We start from the raw sequence: 23,021 nt of genomic DNA, 5'->3' as shown, positions 1-23,021 counted from the left end.
CTTAGAAATAATAGGGGCGCAAAGCGCCCCTTAAAGGTCTTAGCGAATACCTGCGCGACGAAGTGCGTCAGGTATTCGCTAAGACCTTTAAGGGGCGCTTTGCGCCCCTATTATTTCTAAGGAAGTTTGTATGTCGTTTCGCACACTTCGCAATGTTGTCGCAATCAGCTTAGGTTGCTTAATCTCTACTGCGCCAGTTAATGCTCAATTCGATCCTCTTTCAGTTCAGATCCAACCGTTGGCTAAATCCTCTTTAGTACTCGATATCGCCAAAGCTGGTGATAGCCTTGTTGCTGTCGGTGAGCGTGGCCATGTACTTGTTAATCAACAGCAAGATTGGAAACAAATTAGCTCTCCAGTTATTTCTCAGTTGACCAAAGTATTCTTTTTAAATGAAAACCAAGGCTGGGCTGTGGGTCATGATGCCACTATCATTCACACAGAAGATGGTGGGCTAACATGGCAAGTGCAATTTCAGTCCACTGAAGTTGAGAAGCCACTACTAGATATTTTATTTTTCAATGAACAAGAAGGTATCGCTGTAGGTGCCTATGGCCTGTTTTACCGTACAGCAGATGGTGGTAAAGAATGGGTTCAAGAGTTTCACGAAGAGTTACTATTTCCCGAGGATGTTTCTTATCTTGCAGACTTAAAAGCTGAAGATGAAGCATTGTATTTATCAGAGCGCGCTGCGCTTTTACCGCATTTTAATCGTGTAATTCAGTTATCTGACAATCAATTATTAATGGTAGGTGAACTAGGTTTAGTGGCAACGTCCAGTAACAATGGAGTCACTTTTACCGCACAACCCTTCAATTACGAAGGTTCAATGTTTAGTGCAATTGAAGCTAATAATGCCGTCTTTGTGATGGGGCTACGCGGCCATGTATTTAAAACTGATAAACAATTTAGTCAGTGGCAAGAAATTGAATTGCCAGTTAAATCTTCGATTAATAATGCCTTTATCACCGACAAAGGAACTTTATATCTTGTAGGTAATGCTGGTGTCATTATCGAGTTAGACAGCAATGACAGTGCAAACATTGTTGCTAGAAGGCAAGGTGAAAATATTGTAGCCATAGAAAGCGACAATCAAGGTCAAGTTTGGTTTGCTGGTTCAAAAGGTTTATTTCAGCTCAAATAGAGTAGGGATAGTCATTCTCAGGACGAGTTAGTTCAGTATCGGGGGCAAGTAACAGATGTTTAATGTTACTGTTAAAACTGAACAGAATTGATACTAAGTTTGAATAAAAATAAAACAACAATAATAGGGCCGATAAGATGTTAGAAAAACTGGTCAATGGATTTGAAACCCATCTTTTCAGAAACCGCATGTGGGTGATCCTTTCATTCATGCTTATTACACTTTTTCTTGGCTACCAGGCTAGCCAGTTAAAAATGGATGCGGCTTTCAGTAAAAACATACCGCTCAATCATGAGTACATGAAAACCTATACTAAGCACCAAAAAGACTTTGGTGGCGCTAATAGGATTATGGTATCTGTTGAGGATACTAGTGGTAATATATTTAACCCTGAGTATTTTGATACCCTTAAAAAAGTTCATGACGAACTGTTTTTTATCCCTGGTGTTGAGCGCTCACAAGTAAAATCTTTATATTCTCCTTCAACCCGTTTTACTGAAGTGGTTGAAGATGGCTTTGCGGGCGGTCCAGTTATTCCTGCTGATTTCCGTAATGATGATTACGGACTAAACGTTGTACGTGATAACGTCGAAAAAGCGGGTATCGTTGGTCGTTTAGTTTCTAATGATTATTCATCTGCCATGTTAACGGCGCAGTTAATGGACTTTGTTGCTAAAACTGATGAAGAAATGGCTGAATCAGAGGGCGCTGAAAAAGACATTACAACCAAGCCACTCAATACCATTCAATTTGCTAAACAACTAGAAGACCAACTTCGCGGTAAGTACGAAACTGACACTATTAAAATCCATATTATTGGCTTTGCAAAAATGGCTGGTGATGTTGCTGAAGGGGCAAAAGGGGTTTTACTGTTCTTTTTAATCGCAATTTTAATTACTGCGGTGATGGTTTATCTGTTCTCGAAGTCGCTAATCCTGACGATATTACCGCTTGTGTGTAGTTTAGTTGCAGTGACTTGGCAATTAGGCTTGCTGACTGTGGTCGGTTTTGGCTTAGACCCTATGTCCATCCTAGTGCCATTTTTAGTATTTGCGATTGGTGTGAGTCACGGCGTTCAAATGATTAATGCTGTAAGGCGCCGTGTTCTTGATGGTCAAAATACTAAAGCGGCATCAGCGTCGGCATTTCGTAGTTTGTTAGTGCCTGGTGGCGTAGCGTTATTATCTGATACGGTCGGTTTTTTAACCTTGTTGGCAATTGATATTGGTATTATTCGAGAGCTTGCTATATCGGCATCGCTTGGTGTGGCGGTTATCATTTTAACTAACCTCATCCTATTACCTTTAGTTATTTCATACACGACCATTAAACCAACTAAAGAAGATCCGATTAAAAAAGCAAAAATTGAAAATTTATGGCGCAGTCTTTCACGATTTGCCACCCCTAAATATGCAGTTATTGTGCTAATTAGTACTGCAATTTTATATGGGTTTGGCTTTCAGCAAGCTAGCAATATGAAAATTGGTGATTTACAGGGTGGGGCACCTGCGCTTCATTTAGACTCTCGTTATAACCAAGATACTTTCCATATTACCGATAATTATTCGATAACAACCGACTACATGACTGTCATTGTTGAGGCTAAACCTGAAGCATGTACGTATCATTCGTTATTAAATGAAATTGATCAGTTTGAATGGATGGTTGGTAACACGCCTGGTGTTGAATCAACCGCAAGTTTAGCGTCTGTGTCTAAGCGTGTTAATGCTGGTTTTAACGAAGGTAACCCTAAATGGCAAGTCCTGCCACGAACTACTGCAAGTTTAGTGCAAGCAGTAGGGCGTGTGCCTACAACTTCAGGTTTACTTAACGGCAACTGTTCGGTGATGCCTGTGTTCTTATTCTTAAAAGATCATAAAGCTGAAACTATCGAAGTCGTGGTCGCTAAAGTGAAGCAAGTTGCTGAGCAATTAAACACTGATACGCTGCAATTTAAACTCGCATCTGGCCCCGTTGGTGTTATGGCTGCAACGAATGAAGCTGTAAGTGAAGCGCAATTGCCAATGATGATATATGTCTATGGGGCAGTGTTTGTTCTTTGTCTTATCAGTTTCCGTTCATTCAAAGCAACAGTTGCGGTGATTGTGCCTTTATATGTGGTGTCAACATTAGCGCAAGCGCTAATGACTTGGCTAGATATCGGTCTAGCCGTTAGTACTTTACCTGTGATTGCATTGGGCGTTGGGATTGGTGTGGATTACGGTATTTATATTTTATCCACTATGTCTGGCAAGTTAACTCAGGGTATGGAAGTACAACAAGCTTACTTTGAAGCATTAGTTGAACGTGGTAGCGCGGTTATCTTTACCGGCTTAACATTAGCGATTGGTGTTAGTACTTGGTTCTTCTCAGCACTTAAGTTTCAAATGGACATGGGAATTTTGTTAACTTTCATGTTTTTAGTGAATATGTTGGGTGCGATAATTATTTTACCTGCATTATCAGCCGTGTTTTGGCGCAAACCCAAGTAAACAAACGGTTTAGAATCAACAAGAGGAGCTTAGGCTCCTTTTTTTTTTGCATAGTTAGTCTGTCTAAACGCTTGATTGGTCAAATAGTGACTATAATTCTAGAGTTAACAAGGATATTAGAGGATCTACCACTAAAATAGTGCTCGATATAGCAGTTAATTAGTAATAAACTTTGCTCCAGATCTCAGTTTTAAACTGAATCAACAAGCCGAAGCATCCAATATAATGATAAAAGCGCTGCCATAAACGCTTAAGGAAACTGCAACATGGCCTTTAAAGATGCAATGCCTTCAGTACTACTAGAAAATGTAGTCAATTTAATTCATAAAAAAATCCCTAATTCTCAAGCTAAACAAGTTGAGCAATTTGCCAATTGTATATACGCCCATATGTCAAAAGAAGACTTAAATGCTCGTAATGACAGTGACCTTTATGGTGCCGTATTAAGCCTTTGGAATGCGCTAAACAAATCAGCTAAAACCAACAGCCACATCCGTGTGTTTAACCCAAGTCAGTCAAAACATGGCTGGCAATCTACCCATAGTATTATTGAAATAATTCAACCAGATATGCCTTTCTTGGTTGATTCAGTCACTATGGCATTAAACCGCATGGGGATTACGGCGCATATGGTGTTACACACACCACTTGCATTAGTCCGTGATGAGGAATTGGTTAAAGAAGTTTCTTTTATTAAAGATGCACCAGAAGCTACCGAAAACGTTGCTGTATTTTTAATAGAGATTGATCGTCAAAGCAGCGAAGCCGATATTAAAGCCATTGGTAAAGAATTAGAGTCAGTGTTTGCTGATGTTGTTTCTTCAGTAGATGATTGGCAACAAATGTCAGATAAATTATCTGACACGATTAAAAAGTTACCTAAGCAACCATTTCCTGGCGAAAAAGCTGAAATGGAAGAAGCGACTAACTTCTTGACTTACTTGAATAATCATCACTTTACATTACTCGGTTATCGCTATTACGAGCTTAAACGCGTAGAAGGTGATGTTGAACTTGTCCCTGATTTAGAGTCTAGCTTAGGCTTAATGACGCGTTCACGTAATCAACAAGCTGATCGTGGATTATTACTATCAAGCTTCTCAGCATCTGCTCGTAAAGAAGCACTTGATGAAAGCTTGCTTGTGTTAACTAAGAGTTCAACTAAGAGCCGTGTTCATCGCCCAGCTTACGTAGATTACGTAGGTATTAAACGTTTTGATAAAGCGGGGAATGTGATTGGTGAAGACCGTTTCTTAGGCTTGTATGCATCAAACTTGTATAACCGCAGCCCGCGAGAAATTCCACTTCTTGCAGGAAAAGTAGAACGTGTCATGGAGCAGTCGGGTCTTGCCCCTCGCTCACATGACTACAAAGCTTTGATGAACATTCTTGAAAATCTTCCTCGCGATGAGCTAATTCAAGCAAAAGAAGATCAACTTGCTCATATCGCTCGTGGTGTATTACAAATGCAAGATCGTGACAAACTTAAATTGTTTGTTCGAAAGGACGGCTTTGGCCGCTTCTTATCTTGCTTAGTGTATGTCTCTAAAGACAGATATAACACCAAATTACGTCAAGATACTCAGCGTATTTTGGCTCAGCACTTTAACAGTAGTGAAGATGTTGAGTTTACCACTTACTTCTCAGAATCAACTTTAGCGCGTACGCATTACATCATTAAAGTTGATAATAATAATATGGACGTCGATGTGGCTGCTATTGAGAAAAACCTCATTGAAGCGGCTCGCTCATGGGAAGATAAATTACATAGTTCACTCAACAATGCCTTAGGTGAACAATCTGGTACGGGTCTCACGAAACGTTACTTAACTGCATTTTCACCAAGTTATAAAGAAGATGTATTGCCAAGTTCTGCGGTAGTGGATATCCAACACCTTGAAGCATTGAATGACGACCATAAATTAGGCATGTTATTTTACCAGCCGCAAGAAACTGCGCTGAATGACAATAATGTTCGCTTAAAGTTATTCCATAAAGATGAACCTATTCATCTTTCTGATGTTTTACCAATGCTGGAAAACTTTGGCCTTCGTGTTATCAATGAGCGCCCGTATGAAGTGAAAACTGCAGACGGTCATACATTCTGGATTTTAGATTTCTTAATGACAGTGCAAGGCGCTGCTATTGATAATTTAGCCGATAGCCAAGATCGTTTCCAAAATGCACTTTCTCAAGTATGGGATAAAGAGCTTGAGGATGACGGCTTTAACAGAATGATTTTAGCGACCAGCTTAACAGGTCGTGAAGTGTCTATTTTACGTGCTTACGCTAAGTATATGCGCCAAATCGATGCGACATTCAGTCAATCTTACATTGAAGAAACATTTAACCGTTATCCGCAAATTGCTGATTTATTGGTCAAAATGTTTATTCGTAAATTCAATCCTAAGTTAAAAACACGTACGTTAAGTAAGTTTTTAGAGCAGGTGGATTTACGTCTTGAAGATGTATCTAGCCTAGATGATGACCGTATTATCCGTCGCTACCTAGATTTAATTAACGCCACTCTGCGTACTAACTTCTATCAGACATTATCTAAAAATGAGAATAAACCTTATATCTCGTTCAAATTCTTGCCTGAAGATATTCCGGAAATGCCGCGCCCACTGCCGAAGTTTGAGATCTTTGTTTACTCTCCAAGGGTAGAAGGTGTGCATTTACGTGGTGGTAAAGTGGCTCGTGGTGGCCTACGTTGGTCAGACAGACGTGAAGATTTCCGTACTGAAGTGTTAGGTCTTGTTAAAGCGCAACAAGTTAAAAACACCGTCATTGTACCTGTAGGTGCGAAAGGTGGCTTTGTGTGTAAGCAACTGCCTACGGATGGCGGTCGTGAAGCATTCTTTAATGAAGGTCAAGCTTGTTACCGCTTATTTATCCGTGGTTTACTCGACATTAGTGACAACATTATCGAAGGTAAAGTTGTTCCTCCTAAAGATGTCGTTCGACACGATGAAGACGATGCTTACCTAGTGGTAGCAGCCGATAAAGGTACTGCAACATTCTCAGATATCGCTAACGAAATCGCCATTGAGTATGATTTCTGGTTAGGTGATGCGTTTGCATCAGGTGGTAGTAATGGTTACGACCACAAGAAAATGGGGATTACAGCAAAAGGTGCATGGGAGTCAGTTAAACGCCATTTCCGTGAAGAAGGTATTGATTGCCAAACCACAGACTTTACATGTCTAGCGGTTGGCGACATGGCTGGTGACGTATTTGGTAACGGTATGTTGTTATCACGTCATACTAAACTTGTTGCTGCATTCAACCATATGCACATTTTTGTTGACCCAAATCCTGACGTTGAAAAAAGTTATGTAGAGCGCGAGCGTTTATTTAACTTACCTCGTTCAAGCTGGGAAGATTACAACACTAAATTGATGTCTAAAGGTGGAGTGATTTTCAATCGTTCAGCCAAGTCACTTAAGCTGACTAAAGAAATCAAAGCGATGCTTGAAACTGATTTAGACACCATGACACCAAATCAACTGATGCAAGCATTGCTTAAAATGCGTGTCGATTTAATTTGGAATGGTGGTATCGGTACATACGTTAAAGCAACGTCTGAAACTCATGCTGAAGTTGGCGATCGAGCAAACGATGCTATTCGTGTTAATGGTAACGAGCTCAACGCAAAAATTATTGGTGAAGGTGGTAACTTAGGTGCCACTCAACTAGGCCGTATTGAATTTGCTGCAAATGGCGGCCGTGTAAATACAGATTTCGTTGATAATGTTGGCGGCGTAGATTGTTCAGATAACGAAGTTAATATCAAAATTCTGTTGAACACTTTAGTCGCAGATGGCGAGTTAACCGTTAAACAGCGTAACCGCTTACTTGAAGAAATGACTGATGAAGTGGGTGAGATTGTACTGCAAGATTGTAACGATCAAACTCGCACTATTTCTGTCACTCAAGCGCACGGTATTTCACAGCTAAAAGAGCATATTCGTTATATTCAATATCTTGAAAAAGACGGCAAGCTAGATAGAGCACTTGAGTTTTTACCGACTGATGATGAGCTAGCTGAACGTTTAGCGAATAACCGCCCATTAACTAGACCAGAACTTTCAGTGCTGGTTGCTTACGGTAAGATGGTGCTAAAAGAGCAGTTAGTGACAGCTGAAATTACTGAAGATACTTTCTTAAGTAAATTACTAACAGCTTACTTCCCACAGCAGTTACAAGATAAATACGCTGATAAGATGATTGCTCATCCACTACGCGGTGAAATTATTGCTACGTCATTAGCCAATGAGCTAGTGAATGATATGGGCTTTAATTTCGTACAACGCATGCAAGATGAGACTGGTGCCACAGTCGCTGAAGCTGCAATTTGCTATACTATGGCCCGCGAAGTTTTTGGTTTAGCTGACTTAACTCATTCGATTACTGAATTGAATGGTGTGGTATCTGCTGATGTACAAAGTGAAATGCTGCATCAATTGCGCCGTAATATGCGCCGTGCTTGCCGTTGGTTCATTCGCCATCGCAGTAAAGGTGAGAATATTGAGCAAACGGTAGCGTTCTTTAAACCTGTGTTTGAAGAGCTGAAAACCAATGTTGATCAGTACATGATTGCTGCTGAAGTGATTGCAATTTCAACTGAAATTAAATCATTAACAGAACAGAAGGTACCGCAAGAGTTAGCACAAGTTGTTGCTAAAATGAGTACATTGTTCTCAGCATTAGATATCGCTCAGATTGCACAAATTGAAGGTAAGTCAGTTCAGTTAGTCGCTGAAACTTACTTTAGATTGGGTGCAAAAGTTGAATTACATTGGTTCCTTGAACAAATCAGTAATCAACCTGTATCTAACCATTGGCAAGCACTTGCTCGTGCAGCATTTAGAGAAGAACTCGATTGGCAGCAACGTGCACTCAGTTCTACAGTGCTAAGAGCTTGTACAGATACTTGTGATGCTGATTCGATCATTCAGCAATGGATTGATAACAATGAGAAGCTGTTAGAGCGCTGGTTCCATCTATTAGCTGACTTTAAAGTTTCTCAAAGTCATGACTTTGCTAAATTCTCGGTGGCGTTACGTGAACTTAATTTATTGATTCTTCATTGCGAAGGGCCAAGATAATTATTTATAATAAGTGAACAAGCCCTGGCAATTAGCCGGGGCTTTTTTTAGGTTTAGGAGAAAGCATGTTTTTTTACAAAATGGCACAAAAAGTAATGTTTCAAATGGATCCAGAAGTAGCGCATAACATCGCTATTGGGAGTTTAAAAAACACTGGAAACAACCCTTTAAACCTATTTTACAGCCAAGATGTAAGTGCTGCTCCTGTGACTTGCATGGGGATCACCTTTAATAACCCTGTAGGTCTTGCTGCTGGCTTAGATAAAGACGGTGAGTCAATTGATGCTTTTCATGCTATGGGTTTTGGTCATGTAGAAGTCGGTACAGTCACTCCTCGTCCTCAACCAGGTAACGAACAACCACGTTTATTTAGATTAAAACCTGCTAAGGCGATCATTAATCGCATGGGTTTTAATAATAAAGGTGTAGATAATTTAGTCAGAAACTTAATGGCTAAGAAAACTGATATTATTGTTGGTGTCAATATTGGTAAAAATAAAGATACCCCAGTAGATGAAGGTAAAAACGATTACTTAATCTGTATGGAAAAGGTATATCAGCATTCAGATTATATCGCGGTCAATATTTCTTCTCCAAATACCCCAGGCCTTCGTACAATGCAGTACGGTGAATTATTAGATGATTTATTAAGCTCATTAAAAGCAAAACAAACTGAGCTAGCCGAAAAATATAATAAGTATGTTCCAATTGCCCTTAAAATTGCACCAGACTTAACCAGTGAAGAGATTGAGAAAATTGCTGAATCTCTATTGAAGAGTAAATTTGATGGAGCGATTGCTACCAACACGACATTAACCCGCGATGCAGTGGTTGGTTTAGACAATGCCAATGAAATGGGTGGTTTGAGTGGTAAGCCGTTAACGGATCTATCAACAAAAGTGATCAAAGAATTAGCCGGTTATTTGAACGGAGAGATCCCAATTATTGGCGTAGGCGGAATTAATAGTGCAGAGGATGCTTTAGCTAAATTTGATGCCGGTTCTCAATTAGTTCAAATATATACAGGGTTTATATATCAAGGCCCAGGATTAATTAAAGATATTGTTAATGCCTATAAGACTAAATAAGATCTAATTAGATTAATTAATGGTCTAACGATCTTATTTATAGATCTAAAAAAGTTATAGCGATCGCAATTACGATCTTTCGATCGTTATAACTTTATGATCTTTATATCAAATATTTTAAATTAAGTTTTGATATTGTCCGAAATATAATCTATTATCAGTTTGTATTCTTATAATTAGGTACTTAAAAATGTTATTAATGCCAAATAAGGACTGGCAGTGGGAATATAATGAAAACTTTAAGCAATTAAGTATTTCATTAGGTTCCGAGATGGAGTTCTTAACCCCATATAAAACTAAAACTCTTATTCCTGATGCATTAGTAACATCAGAATTTAGTGTCGAGCACGCTAAATTCTATATACACATGCTTGAAACCCTTCCAAAACTTGTCAATATGTCTGACGCTGCAATTGTTCAAACAGCTTTGAACGCAACTGCCGCGCACTTTCTATTAAAACCGCAAATGCCGAAATCTTGGTTTTTTGAAATTAGCCAAGAATGTGTCTATTGCGAAGTAGGTAAGTTGTTTAATTTAAATGCTAACGGCAGCCGTGTATTAGTCATGGTAGTTGAAAACAGCTTACAAGCAGCATTAGTGATGGTGTTGTCTAAAGAGTGTCCTTTAACTGACTCTAAGACACTACAGCAATTTGAAACAATTAAGGTCATGCATAATCGACTTAATCCATTAAGAAAAGCGCAACAGGTAGTTGCAGCATAAATAAATGGTGTCATATTTATTGTTGTTTAATATTTGCTCAGGGTGAAACTTTTTCTGCTTAGAATTATTTTTCCTTATATCAAACTCTCCATCAGTAATGTCGATAAACACTCAATTATTGTCTAATTTATCGTCTTAACACATCGATATTCTTACAGCTATTTTCAATTATTTAGATTAGAGGCTAGCAAAGTATTGGTGTATTAACTCAATACTTAAAGTCTGCTTTGATTTTTGATTTTTGATTTTTGATTTTTGATTTTTGATTTTTGATTTTTGATTTTTGATTGATTGAGTGCTTGCCATGTAATCATTAAAAGAAAGGCGTTAACTCTTTCTCATGGCTTTTTATTTAATTTGTAATCAATTGGCGAAGTTTAATTGGTTTTCTAGCTATTCAATGATTAGTCGCTTAGTCTACAATTTACGCTGTCAGATATACGTTAAAACTGAGAATAAAATACTCAGCACTACTTGAAACGGATTTTAAATGAAAACACTTAATTGGGGCATTATAGGCGCAGGTAGGATTGCGCATCAGTTTGCTAGTGATATGGCAGTGGTCAGTAATAGTAACTTTTATGCAGTTGCTGCACGTGATAAAAAGCGTGCTGAAGAATTCGCTAAACAGTATGGTGCGAACGTTGCTTGTGGTGATTATGAAAGTTTGTATTATGATGACAAGGTTGATGTGGTTTATATTGCCACTCCTCATAATTTTCATTTTGAGCAAGCTAAAGCGGCGATGCTTGCTGGTAAGTCGGTACTGTGTGAAAAGCCGATCACAGTGACACTCGAAGAATCGAGATTGTTATTTGAAATAGCCGAGCAACAACAGGTTTATCTAATCGAAGGCATGTGGACATATTTTCTACCGGCCATTATTCAAGCAAAAAATTGGTTTGAGCAAGGTCGAATTGGCACACTTTTGCAAGTTAAAGCTGATTTTGGTTATCCTTTAGCTTATGCACCAGATTCTCGAGAGTATTCTACTGAGCTTGCTGGGGGATGTGTTTTTGATATGGGAATATATCCAATCGCTTTAGCGTATTTATTTACCGAACAAACTCCAGAGTCCATTTATGTGAGTTCACATCTTGCTCCTAATGGTGTGGAAGATGAAGTCTGTTTTATGTTCAATTACCCTGAAGTAATGGCAACTTTAGGGACTTCTTTTAGAAGTAAACTACCAAACTCAGCTTATATCATTGGTGACAAGGGCTATATCGCCATTCCTGATTTTTGGCGTGCCAGTGAATGTCACCTTTATGAGTTAGATGACCTAATAGAATCATTTTTTGATCGACGAAGTACCATTGGTTTTAATTATGAAATTGAGTCCGTCGCTAATGAAATTTTAGCTGGAAATTTAGTTTCTGAGATTGTGACTCCTGATATTTCGAGACTGTTCCAAGAAAATATTGCGAGGATTAAGTCTCGTATATAGGTGAAACTTTTCGCCAATTGATAGTGTTAGTTAAATGAGTTTATTTATTTCTTTAAAATAAAAATTTTACTGATAATCTAAAAATACATGCAAACAAAAACATCAAAAATTCATGAATATAATCATAAAACCGATAAGTGTAGAGCAAGATGCTGACGTTGCAAAAATTATAAAGGCAGTGGGTAAAGAGTTTGGCGCTGTAGGTGAGGGCTTTGGCCCATCAGATGCTGAAGTGGATGCTATGAGCCAGCATTATATAACAGAGCAAAGAGCACAGTATTTAGTGGCTAGTGTTGATGGTGAAATAGTCGGCGGCGCGGGAATTGCCTCTTTTAATGGCTCAACCGATATCTGCGAACTAAGAAAGTTATTCTTATTACCCCAAAGCCGCGGATTAGGTCTTGGTAAACAGTTAACGCAGCAATGTATATCTTTTGCGAAAGAATTTGGCTATTCACAGTGTTATTTAGACACCTTGGCCAGTATGACGTCTGCAATTGCTTTATATGAAAAACAAGGGTTTAAACACTTAGATAAACCCTTAGATGGTACTATTCACGGTGGCTGTGATATTTGGATGCTGAAGTCACTGTAATAATGTCATTGCAAAAAAGCCAAATCATATGATTTGGCTTTTTTGTTTTATTTAATCTGTCTCGGCCAGGAATGCGTTTATTGATAGATTATTAATTTCAGTGTGTTAATTATATAAATTTGTGATTTCGTCTTTAAAGTGAACATCATGCTTGCTGGCAATAAACCATGCATATGGCTAGCAGTAATCGTGTTGTTTATTTACAAATTTCATTTTGCTCCAGACAGTAATGATATTTGTATTGAAAAGATATTGTGACATTGAAGAGGTATATTTTACTTTGGATAATATTACTGAAAACCGATGTTATCGATAACAGTACTGGTGTCCAGGTTAGAATCTGCCTAGCACTTTATTAGCCCATATATTATGTTTAATGCTTAGTTAATGATTATAAAGTTAATTTACTCTATGACTATAAGTCTGTTATAGATTACTCTCATCCATTTATAATAACGAATGTGCACTATTTACTATGATTTTGAAACGGGGCTTGTTACCTTGTTATCTTGTAACATTTTTTTATATGAGTTACCTTTATGAGTTCAACTACCAAGACAAATACAAGAGTAAAAACCACCATCCAAAATGTGGCTGAACTGGCAGGTGTCTCAAAGATGACTGTCTCGAGAGTGTTAAATAATGATGATAAAGTTAGCGATAAGACTCGGGCTAAAGTACAAAAAGCTGCGAGCCAATTAAACTATCGTCCTAATATTTCCGCAAGACGCTTAGCAAGCTCAAAGTCATATTTTATCGGTTTACTGTATGAGCCCCCTTGTGAAAAAGGCTATGTTAGCCAATTTATGTTGTCGGGGTTAAAAAGTTGTCGTAAACGTGGGTACCACTTAGTCGTTGATGAATGTGATGGGACACAGGGTGAGAAATTAAAAATTACTCGTGATCTCGTTGAAGAGACAAAAGTTGATGGGCTGATTTTACTGCCACCACTTTGCAATAACATAGAGATCCTAAATGAATTAAAATCATTAAATGTACCCTATATCCGTGTCTCACCTGATATTGAACTCGATTTATCACCATTTGTTTGCATGGATGATTATCAAGCCGCATATGAGATGACTAACCTATTGATCGCAAGAGGGCATAGAGCGATTGGATTTATCATTGGTCCCCCTGAAGTGGGTGCAAGCCGTTTACGTTACCAAGGTTTTTTAGACGCAATGCGTTCAAAAAAGTTACCTGTGCCGCCAGAATATATTGAACAAGGTATGTTCAGTTATAAGTCGGGGCTAACTGCAGCTAAGTTACTGTTGGATAGAGCGAATAAACCTTCAGCTATATTTGCCAGTAATGACGATATGGCAGCAGCTGTGATATCGGTAGCTAATTCTTTAGGGTTAAATGTCCCTACTGACTTAAGTGTAGTGGGTTACGATGATACTCCTTTAGCAACCACTATTTGGCCGCATATCACCACAGTGCAGCAGCCTATTGCTGCAATGGCTGAAACTTCAATTAGCTTATTAACCTCTGGCCAGGTTAATAAGCTTGAGCAGGCTAGTCTTTCAGAGTTGCGTCATGTACTTGATTTTGAAATTAAAGAGCGAGACTCCGTCGAAGTCAATTAATCAAAAAAGACTATTTCCAAGCTAAATAATAGAAAGTAGCCTAATAGCTGCTTTTTGTTTGTAATTAATAGAGCAAGATAGAACAGGTAATTTTAATAGCGGCTAACAACAGTTGTAATTGTGGCGGGACTGCTTCAATCGTAAGCCGTTTTTTACCCCCTGATTCACTTTTTTAGCATACTTATTATCAGAATGCTGACATAAAAAGGATTACCAATACGGATTATGTTTAGGTTTAATGATTGACGATTTTTTGATTATTTTTGTTTTGAAGTGCAAATATTGCTAGCTTAAATTCAATATTCTACAATAAAATAAATGATTATATTATTAGATTAAAATCAGGGACTTTTATGTTCGATTACTTGAAGGGAGCAGCTAAAATACATCGAACTGAATATACCTATTGGCGTTTTAAACATTTCCATATTTACCATGTCATGTTGCCTTACTCAGGCTTTGTTCTTTCTGTTATCCCGATTTATTTATTATTTGGTTATTTTGATTATCAACATTTACATGCTGATGCTTGGCTAGCCACAATGACACGTTTCGTTTTCTCCTTCCTTTGTGTTGCATTACTTCTAATCCTGAAGCGATATTCACCTAAACATCTTGATTTTGCAGAACTAACATTAGTGGTATGTGTGTATTGGTCACTAACCTATATAGGCCAAATGGCGATGGAGCAGGGTGATTTTAATTATCAATCAGGTGGCATCCTTGTCATGGCATATATAGGGGCATTATCTAGATTGCCGTTTAAAGCCTGCTTTTTTGCACTCACTTTTATGGCGGTTTGTTATAGCGTAATGATTACGCCTATGAGGTTAGAACATGATTTTGCTGAGGAAGTTGATAGATTATCTATCATGCTGGCAATTTATTTTATGTGCTTAATAGCCTGCTTGAGAAGAGACTCTGAGACTCATAAAAGTTTTGAGCAATTTTGCCAAATTAGAAGCCAACAACTTAGGTTAAGAGCAAGTCAAAGTAAGTTAGCCTTACAAACCGTAACAGATCCGTTAACGGAATTAAAAAATAGGCTTTACCTTACTCAGAATACTTCGCTGCTAATGCAAAACGCTAAGCAGTCCGATAAGGCTTTAAGCTTGTTGATGATTGATATTGATAATTTTAAATCAATAAATGACAGTTATGGGCATCAAGTTGGTGACAATGTCATTTTTGGTGTTGCACAAATCATCAGACAGCATTGCGGCCGTTATACAGGAATGAACATTCGATACGGTGGGGAAGAGTTTTTATCAGTGTTCTACTGTTTTGATAAAGATCAGTTGTTGAGGGTCGCGGAGTCTATTTTAACTGATGTGGCAAAACTCTATTGGCCAGACAAAGATTTAAGAGTCACAGTTTCAATCGGTGCTGCAATTGATGAGTTTAATGCTACTAACGTCAATTCATTAACCCTGAATGACTTAATAGGTCAGGGCGACAATGCGCTATATCGCGCTAAAAAATCGGGAAAAAATTGTATTGAAATCAATTAACTCATATCAAGTTATGAGTTTTGCTCGATATTTGAGCAGCGTGGTCGATAATACAATAGTCGTAGTGAGATAAATATGAAGAAAAAATAGTTTAATGTGTACCAAACTATGAGTTGAAGACATCTCACTTTATTAACTGATTTTGTAGGAGCTTCCTTTGTCATCGCTTTATTAGCGCGAAGCTTTGTTCCTCTTCGAATAACCACTAGGCTTATTTGAAAGGAGCTAGTCATGAATGAAGTTAACTGATGTTAAACTCCAATAATATGGTGGTACCTCATGAATTCTGTTTACCTTTTCTTGCGTAAAACAAGCATCGCGAACCGTTTATTAGCAATGATTATTTTTGCTGCATTAGCGACATTAATGATGTTTTTCTTTGCCTTCAACCGAATTGATAATGTGTTAGTGCAAGAGAAGGAAGCTAAGCTGACTTCTTTAGTCGGAGTGGCAAGTTCAGTCATTTCTCAATTTCATCTACAGTCTCAACAAGGGCTTTTAACCGAAGAAGAAGCTAAAAGTGCAGCAATAGCAGCTTTGAATGAACTTCGATATTCTGGCAATGAATACTTCTTTACCATAAATTTAGAAGGGATCATGGTTCAACATGCCTTTGCAAAAAAATTAATTGATACCAATGTTTTATCCATGAGAGACCCTGAAAAAATCCCCCTTTTTCAGTTAATGATTGAACGAACCAATCAATCAAAAAATGCCACAGTAAATTATATGTGGAACAAACCTAATCAAGATATTCCTAGCCCTAAAATGAGTGTTGTTGAACGCTTCGAACCATGGGGGTGGGTGATCGGTACAGGTATATATATCGATGACATATATGCGCAGAAGTCAGCGTTTGTGATGCAATATTTACTATTGTTAACCATTATCTGGTTACCGATTATTGTTTTATTATTCGTTATTACAAGAAGTATTGCTGAGCCTATGCAGCAAACGATAAAAGCGTTTGAAAATATCGCTAAAGGGGAAGGTGATTTAACGTTACGCTTAGCTGAAGATGGCCAAGATGAGCTTAATCAAATTGCGCAAAACTTTAATATTTTTACTAATAAAATACAGCAGCTCGTTTCTTCCGTTGCAGTTTCAGTTTCAGAAAGCCATACACTCGCAAATGACTTATCGTCAATTTCTTCTCAAGCGAATCAAATATCATCTAGCGTTCAATTAGAAACCGAAAATGTCGCAACTGCAATAAATGAAATGTCGATGACAGCTTCTGAAGTTGCATCAAATGCCCAAACTGCTGCCTCAAGTGCCAATGTCGCAGATAGTGAAGCAGATAAAACCGCTGAAATTGTTGATAATGCGATTACTAAAATTGGTGATTTATCTTCTGAGCTACAACAAACGGAATCTGTGGCAAAAGGGCTTAAAGTAAGTTCTAGTCAAATAGGTCAAATACTGGATGTGATTGTCGGTATTGCTGAGCAAACTAATTTACTGGCGCTAAATGCGGCGATTGAGGCTGCTCGCGCGGGAGAAGCGGGTCGAGGGTTTGCTGTTGTAGCTGATGAAGTGAGAACGCTCGCAAGCAGAACACAGGACTCTACTAGAGAAATTAACGGCATAATCGATGCTATTAGGGAAGCGATTGAGAATGTGAATCAATCGGTTGAAAGGGCTATTGCTCAATCTGATGAAACGGTCGGTGAGACTCAAAAAGTGGAATCGGCACTGAATTCAATAAAAACGGCTATCGGTGATATTTCACAAATGAATATTCAAATTGCTGGCGCTACAGAAGAACAAAGTGCGGTGATATCTGAGCTAAATATGAACATTACTCGTATTAATGACATGTCATTAGAGAACAAAGAGCATAATGAACAACTTTCTCAAAGTAGCATTCAAATCGCTGAAGGCTCTGGTCAATTAGGTTCGATTGTGGGACATTTTAAAGTATAAGTTAACGAGATAAGGCACTTAAAATATAATGATTGCTGATGTAAAATAGATATCAGTGATTTATTGAGTGCCATTCTAGAAATAATAATTAAAAAATTTAAAATCTCGATGCAAACAAAAACTCTGTATAAAATTGGCTAGGTAAACATTATCGAGTAAACGTTATCGATAACATTATTGACTAGAATAGTTATATATAATGTTTGGATTTAAACTGTTATAACGAGTTATGAAAGCTATTGATATCTTAAAAATGAATTGTTTAGTTTATAATATTTAGCGCTGTTGTAACTGTACCATTATGTTTAAAACATCTTGATAAGATATTTTAAATTCTCTAGATAGTTGAATGACTTTTGCCTTGTATGTTTGGATATGTTCTTGTTTAATCAACTCTTCTTTCTTTTCTTCAACAAGTTCTGCAACCACCTCTTCTAAGATTTTAATCCGACGTAAGCTATAATCCAGCGAAGATAAATATGTCTTCATCTGGACTTTGTTACGTGCATTTTCAAGGTTTTTAGTGGTGCGATTTTCAAAATCTAATTCGTCGAAAGCATCAATAACATTTTGTAAATTAATATCTGTCATATTGAAAACTACTTAGAAAGGTTAGTTAATTGAAAGCAATAATTAGTACTGCAGTGTTTTCATCCATGAACAATAAAGTATAAGCGACAGTTTATTCAGATTAATGAATTGTTTCAATAGCTATACACGTTTATATTAATGTTAATTCTATTAATTTTAGTACATGGAGCCTGAAATGTTAGATTTATTACCAGACTTATTTGATCATTACGAAGATAAACTCACTCTAGTTCAATCAAACTGGAATTCATTTGGTGGTAAAACTATTTTTTATGGGGAAGTTGTCACTGTTAAATGTTTTGAAGATAACTCGAAAGTAAAATCTATTCTTGCTACACCTGGAAATGGAAAAGTGTTAGTGGTCGATGGTGGTGGTATTTGCAGACGAGCATTATTAGGCGACATGATAGCTGAATCTGCGGTTAATAATAAATGGCAAGGTATTGTTATTTTTGGAGCCGTTCGTGATGTCGGGACACTTGAAACACTTGATATCGGTGTTCAAGCATTGGCAAGTAACCCGATAAAAACAGTCAAGAAAGATGTCGGTCTAGTTAATGTAAATATTGAAATTGAAGGTGTCATAATAAAGCCTGACATGATGCTATATGCTGATAAAAATGGCATAGCAGTGTCGGAAAATCCTTTAGATTTAACGGTATTAAGCTAAACTAATATATAGAATATAAGTCACTTTAAATTGAAAGTTCAATTTACTTACAAGGATGCAAACATGAAGGCACTAAAATGGCTATTAGGTATTGTAGCTGGGGTAATATTAATACTGGTGGTGTATTTAACTGTATTTTTCGATCTCAACAGCTTCAAACCACAAATAGTAGATGCAGTAAAAGAACAAACTGGACGAGAGTTTGTTATTGAAAATGATTTGAGCTGGAGCTTTTTTCCTTCATTAGGAATTAACCTCGGTGGTATTTCATTATCTAATCCAGAAAACTTCACACCTGCAACCTTTGTTGAGATTAAGGAAGCTGTGGCTAATGTTGAGTTAATGCCTTTATTAAGCCAAGAGGTGGAAATTGCCATGCTCTCTTTAGATGGTTTGACATTGAACATGGTGACTAAAAAGGATGGAACAAGCAGCCTTGATGGACTGAGTGGTGATAAAGCTGAAACTAAGGCTGAGTCAACGCCTACGCCAGATAAACCCTCATCTGATACGCCGAGCAGTGTGAAATTACAAAGTCTACAAATAGGCGGCGTGTCTATCACTAATACGACCATCAATTTGATTGATGAAATCAACGACTCTAAACAAGTCTTTAGCCTAAATAGTCTAACCTTAGGTCAATTCTCTTTGGGTAATGCGGCTGATTTTGCTTATGACTTTTCTGCTCAAATGCCTGATATGACGGTTAACAGTAATGGCGAAGGCCAGCTAACTGTCAGTAAAGATTTAGCTAAAGTAACGTTAGCTGGGTTTACAATTAATACTGATGTTGATGGTGAAACGATTCCAAATAAAAAAGTATCGACTCAGTTAGTTACCGATATTAATGTTGCGCTAGATACTCAAAATCTACAAGTGGCTATCAGTAAATTGTCGGCAATGGACATTAATGCAATGGGTGATATTAAGGTTAATTATGGTAGTAAAATCCCTAAAATTAATGTTCAAATGGATTTTGGTGATATCGACCTAGATAAAATGATGCCACCTGCATCTGAAAAATCAGATGAAGCTTCAACTGAAAAGGTAGCTTCAGCAGAGCCTGCAACAGAGCCAGATTTATCTGCTTTAAAAACTATCGATTTAACCTTAGGTATGACAGTTAAGTCGATAAAGGTGTCTAACTTATTGACCCAAGACTGGAATATGAAAGCAACCGTTAAAGACGGTATTGCTAACTTGAGTGATTTTTCTGCAAACCTTTATGAAGGTAGCATCACTGCAAAAGCAAAACTTGATGGACGCCAAAAAGTAGCAAGTTATAACTTTGAAAAGTCACTTTCAGGGGTACAATTTAGACCGTTATTAAAAGATGCTGCAGATATTGATTTAATCTCTGGCTCCGCAAACTTTAATATTAAAGGTTCGGGTAAGAGTCTTATCCCTGATAACTTAAAGAAAAACTTGATTGCAAATGGTGACTTTACTATTGCAGATGGCTCGCTTTACGGAGTCAATATTCCACAAATGATCCGTAGCGCTCAAGAAAAGTTAAAAGGCGATTTTTCTGCGGAAAATAAAGAAGAGCTTAAAACTGATTTCACCAGCTTAACTGGGAGTTATTCGCTAAAGAATGCGGTATTTACTAATCCAGATTTAGCAATGGCATCGCCTTTGATTCGGTTAGCAGGTAATGGTAGCGCCAATATTGATTCGCAAACTGTGGATTATAAGCTGACAACATCAGTCGTCGGTTCTCTTGCAGGACAGGGCGGAGATGATGCTTTAGCGGGTGTAGATATCCCACTGACGATTAAAGGTAGTATGCAAGATCCAAAATTTGGTATTGATACTAGCGCGCTTTTTGATGCCAAGATAAAAGGTGAAACAGATAAGCTTAAAGATAGCTTGTTCAAGAAATTAGGAGGGTTTTAATGAAACGTTTTATAGGTTGCTTAAGTGTGCTGTTGGTTGGTTGTAGTGCAACAAGTGCAGATGTGACAGCGGATACTGAGAAAGCTGCTGTTGTTGAGCCTGTGATGAAAGCTAAAACTGTTACATTAGGTGCTGGAGTATCAACTATGGCTGAAACAGTATTAGTCGGATTTTTACAAGCAGAAGAATATACAGACCCTAGTAAAGCGATGTCATTAACTCATACTGCCACTAACAGCCAAAGTCATAGTGTCAGCATAAGATTTAATTCTGGCATGACAGCTGACTTGTGGCTGTACGATCCTAAAGGGCAAAAGGTATGGTCTTCATCTCAAGATATGATGTATACCCAAGCGTTGAGAGATGTGACTTTAGCCCCTGCTAAAACGATTACTTCACGTTTTAGTGTACCTGCATCGGTTATGGAAAAAGTGTCAGGACCTGGATACCGTTTTGAAGTGAAATTTGCAGGTAAAGTTGAAGGCAGTAATATGCCATTGATTAATGCAGGCTCGACGCCTTTAATCGTTAAGTAAGCTTTAATTGAGTTTTCAATAAGCGAGTACAAAAACGGCCAGTGATTTCACTGGCCGTTTTAATTTGAAATAACGAAAATAGAATGAAAAGTTAACCGCTATGCGTTCACTTTACTTACATCAACTACCAGCCTAAGCATCTGTCCAGGCTGTATATACTTAGTGTTATGTAGCTTATTCCACTTAATCAAGTCATCAACAGACACGTTAAATTTATTAGCAATACGTGCCAATGAATCGCCTGAACGAACTTTATAATTAACTGTACGTTCTGAACCAGAATTGGATGTAGCAGAGCCGATAGTCAATACTTTACCAATGCTTAACGCACCGTTTTTAGGTAAACGATTCCAACGAATTAACGCGTCTACAGAAACGTCGTATTTACGTGCTATCACCCACAATGAATCTCCGGATTTTACCGTGTATGTCATTGCTTTAGGTGTTAGCTGATTTTGCGCTAATAACTGATCCGTTGTTAAATCAGCCCCTTCAGGTGGAACCGGTATAATTAAATATCTGCCTGCTCGAATATTATTATTCTTCAGGTTATTACTTGAACGGATAAACGAAGCAGAAGTGTCGAAACGTTTAGCAATATGACTGACTGTATCACCGGACTTAATTTTATAACGGTGCCAGTTTAATTTCGACTTAGGATCTAATTGAGCTAATTTTTGCTCAAAAACATCTTTTTTATCGTAAGGCACGACTAGAGTGTGCGGTCCATCTGGTGATGTTGCCCAACGATCAAGACCTGGGTTAAGGCTTTTAAGCTCTTTGATGTTCATATCAGCTAAGTCAGCTGCAAGCTTTAAATCCATCTGACTTTGTATATCAACAACAGCGATATGAGGCTCGTTACTGATTGGCGTGAGGTTTATACCGTATTTATCGGCATTCTTAATCACATCAGATAAAGCAATTAACTGTGGAACATAGCGCTGGGTTTCTCTTGGCAATGATAATGACCAAAACTCAGTACTTTTGCCTGCAGCTTTATTACGCCTAACAGCATTATTTACTCGACCTTCACCTGTGTTATAGGCGGCAATAGCATATAGCCAATTTTCACCAGTACGGTCATAAAGGTATTCAAGAAAATCTAAAGCTGCAATGGTTGCAGCTGGTACATCACGACGGCCGTCGTACCACCAGTCGCTTTTAACTCCAAAGTGATTCGAAATAGGAGAGGTTAATTGCCAAAGACCAGACGCAGCACTTGCTGAATAAGCTGATGGGTCAAAAGAGCTTTCAACAATTGGTAACAATGCAATTTCGATAGGCATATCGCGCTTTTCTAATTCTTCAACAATGTAATGAAGATATGGTTCAGCGCGTTTGGAGACGATTTCTAAATGCCTTGGGTTTGCTAAGTACCAGTCACGGTACTGATTAACCAGTTTATGGTCATCTATCGGCATTTCCATTTGTAGGCTAATACGTTGCCATACATCGGTAATTTCAATTGGTTTTTCAACTTTTACGATGGTCTTTTCAGGCTCTGCAGGCTTTTGAATAGCAATAGGCTCTGGCGTAGGTTTTGGCGTTGTGAGTGTTTGACAGCCTGTTAAAAAAGCGACACCACCGACAAAAATATATAAAGATTTGTGCATCAAAAACGATATTCCTAAGTCTTGCAAAACAGGCTAAACGGGTTTGTAAGCCTAAAGTGTTGGTCAAAATTAAAGCGGCATT

15 protein-coding genes are annotated in these 23,021 nt (G+C 37.9%); 13 read left to right on the top strand and 2 right to left on the bottom strand.

Going from position 1 to position 23,021, the window contains the following annotated elements:
• Positions 1-130 precede the first annotated feature (130 nt).
• From FNZ24_RS16390 to FNZ24_RS16345, 10 genes are all read left to right on the top strand, one after another.
• On the top strand, positions 131-1,144 hold the full coding sequence (locus FNZ24_RS16390) for a WD40/YVTN/BNR-like repeat-containing protein (protein WP_153915905.1): 1,014 nt from the start codon (positions 131-133) through the stop codon (positions 1,142-1,144).
• A gap of 137 nt (positions 1,145-1,281) precedes the next feature.
• Positions 1,282-3,636, top strand: a complete 2,355-nt coding sequence (locus FNZ24_RS16385; RefSeq protein WP_153915904.1) for an efflux RND transporter permease subunit — start codon at positions 1,282-1,284, stop codon at positions 3,634-3,636.
• A gap of 266 nt (positions 3,637-3,902) precedes the next feature.
• The gene (locus tag FNZ24_RS16380) at positions 3,903-8,747 is read left to right on the top strand and encodes an NAD-glutamate dehydrogenase (RefSeq protein ID WP_153915903.1); all 4,845 of its coding nucleotides are present in this window, start codon (positions 3,903-3,905) and stop codon (positions 8,745-8,747) included.
• Between the two features lie 65 nt (positions 8,748-8,812).
• Positions 8,813-9,835, top strand: a complete 1,023-nt coding sequence (pyrD, locus tag FNZ24_RS16375; RefSeq protein WP_153915902.1) for a quinone-dependent dihydroorotate dehydrogenase — start codon at positions 8,813-8,815, stop codon at positions 9,833-9,835.
• Between the two features lie 190 nt (positions 9,836-10,025).
• Positions 10,026-10,559 carry a cell division protein ZapC gene (locus tag FNZ24_RS16370; protein ID WP_153915900.1) on the top strand — a complete coding sequence of 178 codons (534 nt, stop codon included), beginning with the start codon at positions 10,026-10,028 and terminating at the stop codon, positions 10,557-10,559.
• A 490-nt stretch (positions 10,560-11,049) separates the two neighbouring features.
• A complete protein-coding gene (locus FNZ24_RS16365) occupies positions 11,050-12,006 on the top strand; it encodes a Gfo/Idh/MocA family protein (protein WP_153915898.1) in 957 nt (318 codons plus the stop codon).
• Positions 12,007-12,118: 112 nt separating this feature from the next.
• Positions 12,119-12,601, top strand: coding sequence for a GNAT family N-acetyltransferase (locus FNZ24_RS16360; protein WP_153915896.1), 483 nt, complete (start codon positions 12,119-12,121; stop codon positions 12,599-12,601).
• 539 nt (positions 12,602-13,140) lie between these two features.
• Positions 13,141-14,193 (top strand): LacI family DNA-binding transcriptional regulator, encoded by a 1,053-nt coding sequence (locus tag FNZ24_RS16355; RefSeq protein ID WP_153915894.1) that lies wholly within the window; start codon positions 13,141-13,143, stop codon positions 14,191-14,193.
• Between the two features lie 353 nt (positions 14,194-14,546).
• A complete protein-coding gene (locus tag FNZ24_RS16350) occupies positions 14,547-15,704 on the top strand; it encodes a GGDEF domain-containing protein (RefSeq protein ID WP_153915892.1) in 1,158 nt (385 codons plus the stop codon).
• 279 nt (positions 15,705-15,983) lie between these two features.
• Positions 15,984-17,630 (top strand): methyl-accepting chemotaxis protein, encoded by a 1,647-nt coding sequence (locus FNZ24_RS16345; protein WP_153915890.1) that lies wholly within the window; start codon positions 15,984-15,986, stop codon positions 17,628-17,630.
• Between the two features lie 276 nt (positions 17,631-17,906).
• Here the strand turns inward: FNZ24_RS16345 and FNZ24_RS16340 are convergent, their stop codons facing one another.
• On the bottom strand, positions 17,907-18,221 hold the full coding sequence (locus FNZ24_RS16340) for a hypothetical protein (protein ID WP_153915888.1): 315 nt from the start codon (positions 18,219-18,221) through the stop codon (positions 17,907-17,909).
• A 175-nt stretch (positions 18,222-18,396) separates the two neighbouring features.
• Between FNZ24_RS16340 and FNZ24_RS16335 the strand changes: the two genes are divergently transcribed.
• The 3 genes from FNZ24_RS16335 (at position 18,397) to FNZ24_RS16325 (ending at position 21,323) form a co-directional block, all read left to right on the top strand.
• Positions 18,397-18,891 (top strand): putative 4-hydroxy-4-methyl-2-oxoglutarate aldolase, encoded by a 495-nt coding sequence (locus tag FNZ24_RS16335; protein ID WP_153915886.1) that lies wholly within the window; start codon positions 18,397-18,399, stop codon positions 18,889-18,891.
• A 63-nt stretch (positions 18,892-18,954) separates the two neighbouring features.
• Positions 18,955-20,787, top strand: a complete 1,833-nt coding sequence (locus FNZ24_RS16330) for an AsmA family protein (protein WP_153915884.1) — start codon at positions 18,955-18,957, stop codon at positions 20,785-20,787.
• Complete coding sequence (locus tag FNZ24_RS16325) at positions 20,787-21,323, top strand: BsuPI-related putative proteinase inhibitor (RefSeq protein WP_153915882.1); 537 nt, start codon at positions 20,787-20,789, stop codon at positions 21,321-21,323. The genes FNZ24_RS16330 and FNZ24_RS16325 overlap by 1 nt, the downstream gene beginning before the upstream one ends.
• 98 nt (positions 21,324-21,421) lie before the next feature.
• Here FNZ24_RS16325 and FNZ24_RS16320 read toward each other — a convergent pair whose 3' ends face one another.
• Positions 21,422-22,939 (bottom strand): LysM peptidoglycan-binding domain-containing protein, encoded by a 1,518-nt coding sequence (locus FNZ24_RS16320; RefSeq protein WP_153915880.1) that lies wholly within the window; start codon positions 22,937-22,939, stop codon positions 21,422-21,424.
• Positions 22,940-23,021: the final 82 nt, after the last annotated feature.

The organism is Shewanella sp. TC10, from assembly GCF_009663145.1.
GTDB lineage: Bacteria > Pseudomonadota > Gammaproteobacteria > Enterobacterales > Shewanellaceae > Shewanella.
Note: the sequence above shows the minus strand (reverse complement) of the source record. Positions and strands in the feature narration are given on the sequence as shown.

Coding starts and splice junctions, on each gene's coding strand:
- FNZ24_RS16380 (WP_153915903.1), top strand. CDS start 3,903: ATGGCCTTTAAAGATGCAATGCCTTCAGTACTACTAGAAAATGTAGTC.
- FNZ24_RS16390 (WP_153915905.1), top strand. CDS start 131: ATGTCGTTTCGCACACTTCGCAATGTTGTCGCAATCAGCTTAGGTTGC.
- FNZ24_RS16350 (WP_153915892.1), top strand. CDS start 14,547: ATGTTCGATTACTTGAAGGGAGCAGCTAAAATACATCGAACTGAATAT.
- FNZ24_RS16345 (WP_153915890.1), top strand. CDS start 15,984: ATGAATTCTGTTTACCTTTTCTTGCGTAAAACAAGCATCGCGAACCGT.
- FNZ24_RS16365 (WP_153915898.1), top strand. CDS start 11,050: ATGAAAACACTTAATTGGGGCATTATAGGCGCAGGTAGGATTGCGCAT.
- FNZ24_RS16325 (WP_153915882.1), top strand. CDS start 20,787: ATGAAACGTTTTATAGGTTGCTTAAGTGTGCTGTTGGTTGGTTGTAGT.
- FNZ24_RS16330 (WP_153915884.1), top strand. CDS start 18,955: ATGAAGGCACTAAAATGGCTATTAGGTATTGTAGCTGGGGTAATATTA.
- FNZ24_RS16335 (WP_153915886.1), top strand. CDS start 18,397: ATGTTAGATTTATTACCAGACTTATTTGATCATTACGAAGATAAACTC.
- FNZ24_RS16385 (WP_153915904.1), top strand. CDS start 1,282: ATGTTAGAAAAACTGGTCAATGGATTTGAAACCCATCTTTTCAGAAAC.
- pyrD (WP_153915902.1), top strand. CDS start 8,813: ATGTTTTTTTACAAAATGGCACAAAAAGTAATGTTTCAAATGGATCCA.
- FNZ24_RS16355 (WP_153915894.1), top strand. CDS start 13,141: ATGAGTTCAACTACCAAGACAAATACAAGAGTAAAAACCACCATCCAA.
- FNZ24_RS16340 (WP_153915888.1), bottom strand. CDS start 18,221: ATGACAGATATTAATTTACAAAATGTTATTGATGCTTTCGACGAATTA.
- FNZ24_RS16370 (WP_153915900.1), top strand. CDS start 10,026: ATGTTATTAATGCCAAATAAGGACTGGCAGTGGGAATATAATGAAAAC.
- FNZ24_RS16360 (WP_153915896.1), top strand. CDS start 12,119: ATGAATATAATCATAAAACCGATAAGTGTAGAGCAAGATGCTGACGTT.
- FNZ24_RS16320 (WP_153915880.1), bottom strand. CDS start 22,939: ATGCACAAATCTTTATATATTTTTGTCGGTGGTGTCGCTTTTTTAACA.